The organism is Kribbella sp. NPDC104218 (assembly GCF_055584105.1).
Genome location: NZ_JBVJMQ010000001.1, coordinates 450,220 through 462,348, shown reverse-complemented (window position 1 = coordinate 462,348; position 12,129 = coordinate 450,220). Strand labels below are relative to the sequence as shown.

At 69.9% G+C, this 12,129-nt stretch carries 10 protein-coding genes; 8 read left to right on the top strand and 2 right to left on the bottom strand.

Going from position 1 to position 12,129, the window contains the following annotated elements; all coding sequences use genetic code 11:
• The first annotated feature begins 3 nt into the window (after nucleotides 1–3).
• The gene (locus ACZ6ZD_RS02200; protein ID WP_465667469.1) at nucleotides 4–684 is read left to right on the top strand and encodes a DUF1707 SHOCT-like domain-containing protein; all 681 of its coding nucleotides are present in this window, start codon (nucleotides 4–6) and stop codon (nucleotides 682–684) included.
• Nucleotides 685–769: 85 nt separating this feature from the next.
• Here the strand turns inward: ACZ6ZD_RS02200 and ACZ6ZD_RS02195 are convergent, their stop codons facing one another.
• A complete protein-coding gene (locus tag ACZ6ZD_RS02195) occupies nucleotides 770–2,326 on the bottom strand; it encodes a dolichyl-phosphate-mannose--protein mannosyltransferase (RefSeq protein ID WP_465672596.1) in 1,557 nt (518 codons plus the stop codon).
• Between the two features lie 195 nt (nucleotides 2,327–2,521).
• On the opposite strand from ACZ6ZD_RS02195, the gene rsmI reads away from it, so the two are divergent.
• Both rsmI and metG (ACZ6ZD_RS02185) read left to right on the top strand, forming a co-directional pair.
• Entirely contained in the window at nucleotides 2,522–3,364 is an 843-nt protein-coding gene (rsmI, locus tag ACZ6ZD_RS02190) for a 16S rRNA (cytidine(1402)-2'-O)-methyltransferase (protein WP_465667467.1), read from the top strand.
• A 28-nt stretch (nucleotides 3,365–3,392) separates the two neighbouring features.
• On the top strand, nucleotides 3,393–4,958 hold the full coding sequence (gene metG, locus ACZ6ZD_RS02185; protein ID WP_465667465.1) for a methionine--tRNA ligase: 1,566 nt from the start codon (nucleotides 3,393–3,395) through the stop codon (nucleotides 4,956–4,958).
• A 120-nt stretch (nucleotides 4,959–5,078) separates the two neighbouring features.
• On the opposite strand, the gene ACZ6ZD_RS02180 is transcribed toward metG (ACZ6ZD_RS02185), so the two are convergent.
• Nucleotides 5,079–6,317, bottom strand: a complete 1,239-nt coding sequence (locus ACZ6ZD_RS02180; protein WP_465667463.1) for a helix-turn-helix transcriptional regulator — start codon at nucleotides 6,315–6,317, stop codon at nucleotides 5,079–5,081.
• A 142-nt stretch (nucleotides 6,318–6,459) separates the two neighbouring features.
• On the opposite strand from ACZ6ZD_RS02180, the gene ACZ6ZD_RS02175 reads away from it, so the two are divergent.
• The 5 genes from ACZ6ZD_RS02175 to ACZ6ZD_RS02155 all read left to right on the top strand — a co-directional run bounded on the left by ACZ6ZD_RS02175 (nucleotide 6,460) and on the right by ACZ6ZD_RS02155 (nucleotide 12,124).
• Nucleotides 6,460–7,371 carry an NADP-dependent oxidoreductase gene (locus ACZ6ZD_RS02175; protein WP_465667461.1) on the top strand — a complete coding sequence of 304 codons (912 nt, stop codon included), beginning with the start codon at nucleotides 6,460–6,462 and terminating at the stop codon, nucleotides 7,369–7,371.
• A 41-nt stretch (nucleotides 7,372–7,412) separates the two neighbouring features.
• Complete coding sequence (metG, locus tag ACZ6ZD_RS02170; RefSeq protein WP_465667459.1) at nucleotides 7,413–9,212, top strand: methionine--tRNA ligase; 1,800 nt, start codon at nucleotides 7,413–7,415, stop codon at nucleotides 9,210–9,212.
• A gap of 66 nt (nucleotides 9,213–9,278) precedes the next feature.
• Nucleotides 9,279–10,184, top strand: a complete 906-nt coding sequence (locus tag ACZ6ZD_RS02165; protein ID WP_465667457.1) for a TatD family hydrolase — start codon at nucleotides 9,279–9,281, stop codon at nucleotides 10,182–10,184.
• Nucleotides 10,184–10,798, top strand: coding sequence for a nitroreductase family protein (locus tag ACZ6ZD_RS02160; protein WP_465667455.1), 615 nt, complete (start codon nucleotides 10,184–10,186; stop codon nucleotides 10,796–10,798). The genes ACZ6ZD_RS02165 and ACZ6ZD_RS02160 overlap by 1 nt, the downstream gene beginning before the upstream one ends.
• Nucleotides 10,799–11,014: 216 nt before the next feature.
• Entirely contained in the window at nucleotides 11,015–12,124 is a 1,110-nt protein-coding gene (locus tag ACZ6ZD_RS02155; RefSeq protein ID WP_465667453.1) for a ubiquitin-like domain-containing protein, read from the top strand.
• Nucleotides 12,125–12,129 lie beyond the last annotated feature (5 nt).

Below are 12,129 nucleotides of genomic sequence, written 5' to 3'. Positions count from 1 at the left end.
GGTATGGACAACCTGCCCGACCGCCCGAACCCGCACGCGCACCTGCGCGCGTCCGACATCGACCGCGACCAGGTCGTCGACGTCCTGCGGGATGCGCTGATGGCCGGCCGGTTGACCCAGGAGGAGCACGCCGACCGGCTCGAGCAGACCCTGCAGGCCCGCACGCTGGGCGAGCTCGAGCCGATCACCAGCGACCTGATCGTCCCCGGTGCGCATCTGACCCCGCTCGCGTCGGCCGCCCCGGCGCGGCCGGTGTCGAGCAGCCCGGTCCCGATCGAGGAGCCGGCCAACCCCGACGACAGCTTCACCACGATGGTCGCGATCTTCGGCGGCGGTGAGCGCAAGGGCCGCTGGCGGGTCAAGCGCCGGACGAACGTCTTCGCCGTCTTCGGCGGTCACGACCTCGACATGACGCACGCCGTCTTCGAGGGCCGCGAGGTGACGGTCTGGACCTTCGCCGTCTTCGGCGGGATCGACATCACCGTCCCCGAAGGCGTCACCGTCCGCAACGAGGGCATCGGCATCTTCGGCGGCTTCGGTTTCGAGGGCGACACCGAGCCGCACCCAGACGCCCCCACCGTCGTCATCAAGGGCCTCGCCCTGTTCGGCGGCGTCGGCGGCCGCACGTCGAACAAGCGGCACGGCAAGAAGAAGGGCCACGGCCAACTCGGCCACGGCTGCTGAGCCACGTTCCGCCACGCCATCACAATCGCCCGCACCAGGCCGCCGCACGCTCAGGCGGCCCGGGCGGCGCCGATTGTGGAGCTGCTCAGATCCAGGTCTTGAACCACATCCGGCTGAGCCAGTCCGGGTGCGGGAGGACCTGGTCGGTGAGGATCGGCCAGATGTAGGCGAAGTTCAGCACCACGAGGACGACGAAGGCGCCCACGATCGCGCTGCCGATCAGGCGGCGTGGGGCGGCGGCCCCGCTGGCTGTTCGGGCCGGGCCGAGGATCTTGCCCAGGACGAGCGCCACCGCCATCACCGTGAACGGGATCATCGTGACGGCGTAGAAGAAGAAGATCGGCCGGTCGTCGTAGGCGAACCACGGCACCCAGCAGGTCGCGAATCCGATGATCGGTACGCCGAACCGCCAGTCCCGCTGGCCGATCCACAACACGACCGCCGCCAGCAGCGCGAGCGCGCCGCCCCACCACAGCAACGGCGTCCCGACGGCGGAGATCACCGACAGGCAGTTCGTCCCGGCGGGGGCATCGCAGCCGGGGGAGCCGGGCTTGATGTCGTTGACCGCGTCGAACCCGATCGGACGGGCGATGATCGGCCAGCCGGCCGGGTTCGAGGAGTAGGGGTGGGTGGCGTTCTTGATGTAGTCGCCGGTGTGGAACTCGTAGACCTCTTGGTGGTAGTGCAGCAGTGAGCGGAAGTCGTCCGGGACGATCTTCATCACGCCGGTCGCCGGGTTCTTCGAGGCGTAGTCGTGGCTGTAGGCGTTGTCGTGCAGCAGCCAGCCGGTCCAGGTCGCGGTGTAGGTGACGAGCGCGACCAGCACGATGCTCAGGAACGCCGGGATGCCGTCGATCAGCGCCGATTTCACGAACGCGAACCGGACGCCGAGCGCGCGCCGGGCGCCGAGGTCCCAAGCGAAGACGAGGAGGCCGAAACCGGCGATCACCCAGACCGCGGACCACTTGGTGCCGAGCGCGAGGCCGAAGCAGACGCCGGCCAGGATCCGCCACGGCCGCAGCAGCAGCCAGCGGCCGAACTTGCGCGGGGCGAAGTCGTCCGGCTCGCCGAGCGTGCGGACCGAGTCGGCGTGCCGGCGTCTGGTCCAGTCCCGGTCGGCGACCAGGCAGGAGATCGCGGCGACCAGCCAGAACGCGAGGAAGATGTCGAGCAGCGCGACCCGCGACATCACGAAGTGCAGCCCGTCGACGGCCAGCAGCAGGCCGGCGATCGCGCCGATCAGGGTCGAGCGGGTCATCCGGCGGACGGTGCGGATCACCAGCAGGACGGTCAGCGCGCCGAACAGGGCCGGCATGAACCGCCAGCCGAACGGCGTCATCCCGAACAGCTGCTCACCGGCCGCGATCATCCACTTGCCGACCTCGGGGTGCACGGTCAGGCTCGGGCTCGGTTTGAACACGTCCAGGTTGCCGGCCAGGATCGCCTTGTCGGCGGCCCCCTCGGGCTGGTCGATGAACTGCCGCGCGTACCCGAACTTGAGCAGGCTGTAGGCGTCCTTGGCGTAGTACGTCTCGTCGAAGACGAACTTCACCGGGTTCGCCAGGTCCCAGAACCGGATGAACGCGGCCAGCGCGGTGATCGCCAGCGTCGCGATCCACCCGCCCTCGAAGTCCTTCGGCATCGGCGGGTACAGCCGGTCGGCCAGCGGCGGCAACCGCCGTCCCAGCACGTCCCTGCCCAGCGCCTCCCGGCCCTCGGCAGCCTCGTCCCGGCGCGCGGTTCCGTCCTCGATCACAGCCGTCACGACCGCCATCGTACGGAGCCCGGAGTCTCACCGCCTCCTCCCATCGCAGGAGCGGCCTGGAATGATGGCCGGGTGACCGGGCGATTGGTGTTGGCGGGGACTCCTATTGGGGACGTGTCGGATGCTTCGCCGCGGTTGGCGCGGGTGCTGGCGGAGGCGGATGTGGTGGCCGCGGAGGACACCCGGCGGCTGCGCCGGCTGACCGGCGACCTGGGCATCACTGTCAGTGGCCGAGTGGTCAGCTACTTCGAGGGCAACGAGCGCGAGCGGACGCCGGAGCTGCTGCAGGCGCTCGTCGAAGGGCAGACGGTCGTCGTGGCGACCGACGCCGGGATGCCCAGCGTGTCGGACCCCGGTTACCGGCTGGTCGCCGCCGCCATCGAGGCCGGGATCGACGTCACCTCCGTCCCGGGCCCCTCGGCCGTGCTGACCGCGCTCGCGCTCAGCGGCCTCCCGGTCGACCGCTTCACCTTCGAGGGCTTCCTGCCGCGCAAGCCCGGCGAGCGCCTCAAACGACTGACCGACCTGGCCGACGAGCCGCGGACGATGGTGTTCTTCGAGGCTCCGCACCGGCTGACGGCGTCCCTGGAGTCGATGGCCGAGGCCTTCGGCGCGGATCGGCGGACGGCGGTCTGCCGCGAGCTCACCAAGACCTATGAAGAGGTCAAACGCGGCCCGCTCGACGAGCTGATCAGCTGGTCCAAGGACGGCGTCCGCGGCGAGATCACCGTCGTCGTGGCCGGCGCCGACCCCGACAAGGTGCTCACACCGGAGGACCTGGCCCGCGAGGTCGCCACCGACGAGGAAGCCGGCACCCCGCGCAAACAGGCCATCGCCGACGTCGCGAAGCGCTTCAACGTCCCCAAACGCACCGTGTACGACGCCGTCCTCGCCGCCCGGGACCCTGGTAAATAGCACTGGCTCGCGGGACTAGGCTTGAGGCATGTCCGAGAAGGCCTATTACGTCACCACCCCGATCTACTACGTCACGGCTCCGCCGCACATCGGCAGCGCCTATACGACGGTGGCCGGGGACGTCCTGACCCGCTGGCACGCGCAGCGGGGTGAGCACAAGTGGTACCTGACGGGTACTGACGAGCACGGCGAGAAGGTGATGCGCAGCGCCGAGGCGCAGGGCATGACGCCGCAGGCGTGGACGGACAAGCTGGTCGAGGAGGCCTGGAAGCCGGCCTGGGTGGACGTCGACATCGCGTACGACGACTTCATCCGGACGACCGAGCAGCGGCACACCGAGCGGGTGCGCGAGTTCTGGCAGAAGCTGTACGACAAGGGCGACGTCTACAAGGGCGAGTACGAGGGGCTGTACTGCGTCGGCTGCGAGGAGTTCAAGCTGCCGACCGACATCCGTACCGACGAGGACGGCACCCAGCGGTGCATGATCCACGGCACCGAGCTGGAGACGGTCTCCGAGACCAACTACTTCTTCCGGCTCTCGGCGTACGGCGACAAGCTGCTCGAGCTCTACGAATCGCAGCCGGACTTCGTGGCGCCCGCGAGCGCGCGCAACGAGGTGATCGCGTTCGTCAAGCAGGGCCTGCAGGACCTGTCGATCACCCGGTCGACCTTCGACTGGGGGATCCCGGTCCCGTGGGACGAGGACCACGTCCTCTACGTCTGGATCGACGCGCTGCTGAACTACGTGACGGCCGCGGGCTACGGCACCGACCCGAAGCGGTTCGAGGAGCTGTGGCCGGTCGACGTGCACCTGGTCGGTAAGGACATCCTGCGGTTCCACGCGGTGATCTGGCCGGCGATGCTGATGGCGGCCGAGGTCGCGACGCCGAAGCAGGTCTTCGCGCACGGGTGGCTGCTGGTCGGCGGCGAGAAGATGAGCAAGTCCAAGCTCACCGCGATCGCCCCGAAGGAGATCACCGACCACTTCGGTTCGGATGCCTTCCGCTACTACTTCCTGCGGACGATCCAGTTCGGTTCCGACGGCTCGTTCTCGTGGGAGCACCTGAACGCGGTCTACACCTCCGAGCTCGCCAACGGTCTCGGCAACCTGGCCAGCCGGATCGCCGCCATGGTCGGCAAGTACTTCGACGGCGCGCTGCCCGAGGCCACCGACCACGGCCCGGCCGAGCAGGCGCTGGCCGACAAGCTGGCCCAGACGGTCACGACGGCCGACGCCGCGATCGAGAAGCTCGCCTTCCACGACGCGCTGGCCGCGATCAACGACCTGGTCGGCGCGGTCAACGGCTATGTCACCGAGCAGGAGCCCTGGAAGGTCGCGAAGGACGAGTCGCAGCGCGCCCGCCTCGCCACCATCCTCTACTCCGCCGCCGAGACCCTGCGCGCGGTCGCCGTCCTGCACAACCCGACCATGCCCAAGACCGCCGCCAAGCTCTGGGAGCTCCTCGGCGCCGAGGCAAAGCTCGGCGCCCTGGCCGACCAGCGCCTCCAGGACGCCGGAGCCTGGGCCCAGCTCCCCGCCGGCTCCCTCCTCGTGAAGGGCGACCCCCTCTTCCCCCGTCTCGAAGAGTCCTGAGCCCCGGACCGACCAACGGGTAAAGGTGCCCGCCCAGCTCGGCTGGGCGGGCATTCGCACGCTCAGAGGCCTATGCCCCGCCCGACTACTACCCGTTCCTCCGTACGCCGGCAGCCTGGGTCAGGCGGAGGTGGCGTGGTAGAGCGCGGCGGCTTGGGTTCGGGTGGTGACGGCGAGTTTGGTCAGGATGTTGGCGACGTGGAACTTGACGGTGGATTCGCTGATGTGGAGGTCGTCGGCGATGGAGCGGTTGCGAGAGCCTTGGGCGATGCGTTCGAGGACTTCGAGTTCGCGGGTGCCGAGGGGAGCCAGCGGGTCCTCGGTCGGGAGCGGGGTCGAGCCGAGGCTGAGAGTGATGCGGGCGGTGAGGCCCCAGCCGGGGACGGCTTCGACGTCGAGTTGGCCGGCCCGGAGGCGGAGGCGTTCGGAGAGCTGACCGAGGACGAGGACGCCGTCCAGCAGGCCGGGGCCGTCGTCGCGGATGGTCGCGTGCAGGTCCGTCCCGTCCCACTGCCAGCGGACGCGGATGCGGCGTACGTCGTCCTGGGTCAGCATCGCCAGGACGACGGAGCGGACGGCGACGCGGGCGGTGTGGGCGAGGCTGCCGGGCAGCATCCGATCGTTGCCGGGAGCATCTAGCTCGAGCTCGACGGTCGTGTGCCGGAGCAGGGTGCGGAGGGACTCGGCCAGCCGGTCGAAGGCCTTTCCGGCCGACTCCTCGCCGTGGTACGAGGGCTCGCGTCGGGTGTCGATCCGCAGCTCGGCCAGGCTGTTCAGCGCGACTTCGACCGCCGTCGTCCGGGCGGCGGCGTCGTCGATCCGCTGGTTCCGCAGGACGCCGAGCAGCGTCGCGAGCGTGGCCGCGTGCGCCTCGCCCAGCTCGGCGGCGACGTCGAACCGCGCGTCCGCAACGGCTCTGGACTGCGCGGCCGCGCTCGGATCGCTCTCCTGAGTCAGCCGGTACATGTGGATGGTCGCCAGATCCCACAGCGCCTGGACGACGGCGTCGCTCGCGCCGTACTCGACGCCGTCCACCTTGATGAACAGCAGCACCGACCCGCGCGGCGCCCGGTCGCTGGCGATCGCGAGGGCCGGGTAGTCCACCCCGCCGACGGCGACGACGCCGTGCCACGGCCGGCCCGCGGTGACGGTGCCGAGTAGGCCGGCCAGCTCCGCGCCGGTGATCGCGCGGGCGAGGGTCGGCTCGCCGTGCGTGAAGACGGGCGTCGCCGCGCACTGGCTGGCCAGCTGCGCGACCGCGCGATGCGGGACGAGCTCCGCGAGTGCGGTCGAGAGCCGGGGGAGCAGCTCCTCCGGCGATCCGTCCAGGATCTGCGCCGCCGCGGCCAGTACGTCCATGACAGCCAGCGTACGTCGGTTGACGCGTCCACCTGGGCTGGCCGAACGACCAGTGCGCAACCATCCGTTCGGCCAGTCGGGAATATCCGGGATGGCTGGATGATTGATTGAAGCATCAAGCAAATTCCGATGGAGGCGTGACATGCAAGCGGTGGTGTTCGAGGAGTTCGGCGGTCCTGAGGTGCTCAAGGTCCAGGAGGTGCCGGAGCCGCAGGCGGGCGCCGGGCAGGTCCGGATCAAGGTCTATGCGGCCGGGGTGAACCCGATGGACTACAAGGTCCGCCGGGGCTACATGCAGGGCATGTTCGACGTCACGTTCCCCGCGACTCCCGGGTACGAGGTCGCCGGGGTCGTCGACCAGGCCGGTGACGGCGCCGAGTTCGCGGTCGGTGACGAGGTGGTCGGCTGGGCCGCGGGCGGTTCGTACGCCGAGTACGCGATCGCCGGCAACGTGACCCGCAAGCCCGCGGGCGTCAGCTGGGAGCAGGCGGTCGGCCTCCCGGTGGCGGGCGAGACCGCGCAGCGCGTCCTGGACCTGCTCGAGGTGAAGTCCGGCGAGACCCTCCTCATCCACGGCGCCGCGGGGGCGGTCGGCTCGATCGCCGTCCAGCTCGCGAAGGCCGCCGGCCTGACCGTGATCGGGACCGCGTCGCCGCGTAACCACGACTTCCTGCGCGAGCTCGGCGCGATTCCGGTCGAGTACGGCGACGGCCTGGTCGACCGCGTCCGCGCCGTCGCGCCGCAGGGTGTCGACGCGGCCTTCGACACCGCCGGCCAGGGTGGTCTGCCGGAGTCGATCGAGCTGATCGGCGGTCCCGAGCGGGTCATCACGATCGCCGACTTCAGCGCCGGCGAGCTCGGCGTCCACGCCTCGGCCAGCGGCTCCGGGAGCCCCGAGGAGGTCCGGGCCGGTCTGGACTCGCAGCTCCAGGCGGCGGCCGACGGCAAGCTCGTCGTCCGCGTCGCCGAGACCTTCGCGCTGACCGACGCCGCCAAGGCGCAGGAGATCAGCGAGGGCGGCCACGCCCAGGGGAAGCTCGTCGTCCAGCCGTAAAAGGTTGGTTCGGCCGCGGCCGGTTCCCTACAGTCGGCCGCATGACCAACATCCTTTCCGCGGTCGCCTGGCCGTACGCGAACGGACCCCGGCACATCGGGCATGTGTCGGGGTTCGGCGTACCGTCCGATGTCTTCAGCCGGTACTCGCGGATGGCCGGTCACGACGTGCTGATGGTGTCCGGGTCCGATGAGCACGGGACGCCGATCCTCGTCCAGGCCGAGCGGGACGGCGTCAGCCCGCAGCAGCTCGCGGACCGGTACAACCGGGTCATCGTCGAGGACCTGCAAGGGCTCGGCCTGTCGTACGACCTGTTCACCCGGACGACGACGCGCAACCACTACGCCGTCGCGCAGGAGCTGTTCAAAGTCGTGCACCGGAACGGCTTTCTGGTGCCGAAGACCACGCAGGGCGCGATCTCGCCGTCCACCGGCCGGACGCTGCCCGACCGCTACATCGAGGGCACCTGCCCGATCTGCGGGTACGCCGCCGCCCGGGGCGACCAATGCGACAACTGCGGGAACCAGCTCGACGCGGTCGACCTGCGCAACCCGCGCAGCCGGATCAACGGCGAGACGCCGGCCTTCGTCGAGACCGAGCATCTCTTTCTCGACCTGCCCGCGCTGGCCGATCAGCTGGGCGGCTGGCTGCAGACGCGGTCCGGCTGGCGGCCGAACGTGCTGAAGTTCGCGACCAACCTGCTGGACGACGTCCGCCCGCGGGCGATGACTCGCGACATCGACTGGGGGATCCCGGTCCCGCTGCCGGGCTGGGGATCGAAGCGGCTGTACGTGTGGTTCGACGCGGTGATCGGGTACCTCTCGGCCAGCGTCGAGTGGGCCCGGCGCGGCAGCGATCCCGACGCGTGGCGGAAGTGGTGGTGCGATCCGGCGGCCGAGTCGTACTACTTCATGGGGAAGGACAACATCACCTTCCACACCCAGATCTGGCCGGCCGAGCTGCTCGCGTACAACGCCGCGCCGGGGGAGTACGGCGTCCTGAATCTGCCGACCGAGGTGGTGAGCAGCGAGTACCTGACGCAGGAGGGGCGGAAGTTCTCGTCGTCCCGGTCGGTGGTGATCTACGTCCGCGATGTCCTGGAGCGCTACGGGCCGGATCCGTTGCGCTATTTCATCGCGGTCGCCGGGCCGGAGACGCAGGACACCGACTTCACCTGGTCGGAGTTCGTCCGCCGGACCAACGACGAGCTGGTCGGCACCTGGGGCAATCTCGTGAACCGGACGGCGTCCATGATCGCGAAGAACTACGGCGAGATCCCGCCCGCCGGTGAACTGACCGCCGCGGACCACGAGTTGCTTGCCAAGAGCAAGCAGGCCTTCACGGTGGTCGGTGATCTGCTCGGTCGGCAGCGCCTCCGGCAAGGCGTCAACGCCGCGATGCGCAACGCCGCCGAGGCGAACCAGTACCTCTCCCAGCAGGCCCCGTGGAAGCTGTTCGACCGCGAGCGCAAGGCAACCATCCTGCATGTCGCCGCCCAGGTCGTCGCCGACACCAACCTCCTGCTGGCGCCAGTGCTCCCGCATGCGGCGCAGCGCGTCCACGAGGCTCTGGGTGGGCGGGGCGCCTTCCTGCCGACGCCGGAGATCCGCGAGGTCGCCGACCTGGACGGCGGCCCGGGCTACCCGATCATCGCCGGCGACTACGAATCCCAGCCGCGCTGGGCATCCGCGCCGATCGTCCCGGGTACGCCGGTCGCCGCGCCTCGGCCGGTCTTCGCGAAACTCGGGGCGGAGGTGGTCGAGGAAGAGCTGGCTCGGTTGGCGAGCGGACCTGTACCACCCACCAACCTGCCTCAGCGAGGGTCCGACCAGCGCGGCTGAGCGTGGCGGTGCCGGTAGTCCGCATAGTTGGTGAGTGGTGGCGGTCCGCCCCGTAACCTTGGGCGCATGGGTGCAGACATCGGCGGGCCGACGCGCGAGCGGGCGGCGGTCAGTGAGGACGGGCGATCGCGGGACCGGAGCCGGCCGGCGTTGCCGGATCCGCTGCCGATGAGCGTGGTCGACGCGCACTGCCACCTCGATATCGCCGACGGCGAGGACGGCGCCTGGCTGAGCCCGGCCGAGGCGATCAAGCTGGCGGCCTCGGTCGGCGTGACGCGGATCGTCCAGGTCGGTTGCGACCTGCCCGGATCGGTCTGGGCGGTCGAGGCGGCGACGCAGTACCCGAACCTGATCGCCGGCGTATCCCTGCACCCGAACGAGGCGCCGAAGCTGAAGGCCGCCGGTGAGCTGGACAGTGCGCTTGCCGAGATCGAGCGGCTGGCTCAGGTCTCCGACAAGGTCCGCGTGATCGGCGAGACCGGGCTCGACTACTTCCGCACCGGCGAGGACGGGCGCGCCGCGCAGCACGAGTCGTTCGCGGCGCACATCGAGCTGGCCAAACGGCTCGGCAAGACGCTGATGATCCACGACCGCGACGCGCACGACGACGTCCTGCGGATCCTGGACCGCGAGGGCGTGCCGGATCGGCTCGTCATGCACTGTTTCTCGGGGGACACCGAGTTCGCGCGCGAGTGCGTGAACCGCGGCGCGTTCCTGAGCTTCGCCGGGGTGGTCACATTCAAGAACGCGACCTCGCTGCGCGACGCGCTGGCGGTCACGCCGCTGGACCGGGTACTGGTCGAGACGGACGCGCCGTACCTGACGCCGTCCCCGCATCGCGGTCAGCCGAACGCGTCGTACCTGATCCCGCACACCGTGCGGAAGATGGCCGGCGTCCTCAACATCTCGGTGCCCGAGCTGTGCGCCGCGCTGAACGACAACGCGAACCGCGCCTTCGGCGGGGCCTGGTAATGGAGTTCAGCGAGGTCGTCCGCCGGCGCCGGATGGTGCGCAACTACGACCCGGACCGCCCGGTCCCGGCCGAGATCCGCGAGCGGATCCTGGAGAACGGTCTCCGCGCGCCGTCCGGCGGGTTCACCCAGGGCTGGGCCTTCCTCACCCTGGAGGGCGCGGATCGCGAGCGCTACTGGGCGATCGCGGCCGCGGACCCCGATCCCAAGTATGTGGAATGGGTCACAGGGCTGCGCCGGGCGCCGCTGCTGATCCTGGCCTTCGCGCACAAGGACGCCTACCTCGATCGGTACACCGCGCCGGACAAAGGCTGGACCGACCGCGACGAGTCCCGCTGGACGGCGCCGTACTGGTTCGTCGACACCGGGATGGCGTCGCTGCTGATGCTGCAGACGGTGGTCGACGAAGGCTTGGGCGCCTGCTTCTTCGGCGTTCCGGCCGACAAGGTCGGGGCCGTGCTGACGGAGTTCGGCGTACCGGCGGGGTTCGACCTGGTCGGGGTGCTCTCGATCGGCTACCGGGCCCCGGACAAACGGTCTCCGTCATTGAAGCGCGGACGCCGGACGACGGCCGAGGTGGTCCATCGCGGCCAGTGGGGTATTCACTCGGAGTAGTCGTGGCGTTACACCTTTTTCCGACGCGCCGGGAAGAGGATTGGCGTTAACGCGACTTCTTCGTTATGGTCCCGTGATGTTGGCCGGGATCGGGGAAGATTCCGGACAGCACGCCCCTCGGCGTCGACCGTGGTAGCCGGGCCCCCAGCCCGGAGATTGTGGCCGCTGCCAGTGCTGTCCCACCCCGTGCCCGGGTAGCTCAACCTGGGAGCGTTAGTGCGTAAGTCCATCATCGTGGCCGTCGGTGCGACAGCCGCGTTCGCCGTCATCGGTGGCTCCGTGGCGTATGCCGCGAAGAGCAAGACGGTCAGCCTCTCCATCGACGGCCAGGTGCAGAAGGTGCACACCTTCGGCTCCACCGTCTCCGACGCCCTGAAGGCCGAACAAGTTCAGGTCGGCGAGCACGACGTGGTCGCCCCCGCGCTGGATTCGAAGCTGCAGGACGGCCAGGAGATCGCGGTGCAGTACGGCCGCCAGCTGACCGTGAACGCCGACGGCGTCAAGAAGGCCTTCTGGACGACGGCCGACACCGTCACCGAGGCGCTGGCCGACCTGGGCCTGCGATATGACACCGGCGCCTACTTCTCGACCAGCCGTTCGGCCCCGATCGGGCGCGACGGGCTGGAGCTCACGGTCAAGACCCCGCGGACGGTCCAGATCGTCCGGGCCGGTAAGCCGTCGACCGCGAAGCTGATGGCCTCGACCGTCGGCGAGGCGCTGACCGCGGCCAAGATCGCCTGGGACGAGAACGACAGGATCGTCCCGGCGCCGGCCACCGTGCTGAAGTCGGGCGTGAACAAGATCAGCTTCGTCAAGGTCGACCTCAAGCGGGCCACCAAGACCGAGAAGGTCGCCCACGGCACCGACGAGACCGAGTCCGCCGAGATGCTCGAGGGCGAGAAGAAGGTCACCGCCAAGGGCACCGACGGCTCCAAGTCGGTCACCTACCTGTACACGTACCTGGACGGCAAGCTCAGCGCCACCAAGGTCGTCACCAGCAAGGTGCTCACCGAGGCCGTCGACGAGAAGGTCACCGTCGGCACCAAGGAGAAGCCCGAGGCTCCGGAGCCGCCGACCAGCGGTAACGCCGGCGCCTGGGACCGGATCGCCGCGTGCGAGTCCGGTGGCCGCTGGAGCTTGAACACCGGCAACGGGTTCTACGGCGGTCTGCAGTTCAGCAGCGGGACGTGGGCGGCCTACGGCGGCCGGACGTACGCCCCGAACGCGCACCAGGCCAGCAAGGCCCAGCAGATCGCGATCGCCGAGAAGGTTCGCGCGGCGCGCGGTGGCTACGGTGACTGGCCGCACTGCGGCAAGAAAGCCTGATAGTG

Coding starts and splice junctions, on each gene's coding strand:
- ACZ6ZD_RS02200 (WP_465667469.1), top strand. CDS start 4: ATGGACAACCTGCCCGACCGCCCGAACCCGCACGCGCACCTGCGCGCG.
- metG (WP_465667465.1), top strand. CDS start 3,393: ATGTCCGAGAAGGCCTATTACGTCACCACCCCGATCTACTACGTCACG.
- ACZ6ZD_RS02160 (WP_465667455.1), top strand. CDS start 10,184: ATGGAGTTCAGCGAGGTCGTCCGCCGGCGCCGGATGGTGCGCAACTAC.
- ACZ6ZD_RS02165 (WP_465667457.1), top strand. CDS start 9,279: ATGGGTGCAGACATCGGCGGGCCGACGCGCGAGCGGGCGGCGGTCAGT.
- ACZ6ZD_RS02175 (WP_465667461.1), top strand. CDS start 6,460: ATGCAAGCGGTGGTGTTCGAGGAGTTCGGCGGTCCTGAGGTGCTCAAG.
- metG (WP_465667459.1), top strand. CDS start 7,413: ATGACCAACATCCTTTCCGCGGTCGCCTGGCCGTACGCGAACGGACCC.
- ACZ6ZD_RS02195 (WP_465672596.1), bottom strand. CDS start 2,326: ATGCCGAAGGACTTCGAGGGCGGGTGGATCGCGACGCTGGCGATCACC.
- ACZ6ZD_RS02180 (WP_465667463.1), bottom strand. CDS start 6,317: ATGGACGTACTGGCCGCGGCGGCGCAGATCCTGGACGGATCGCCGGAG.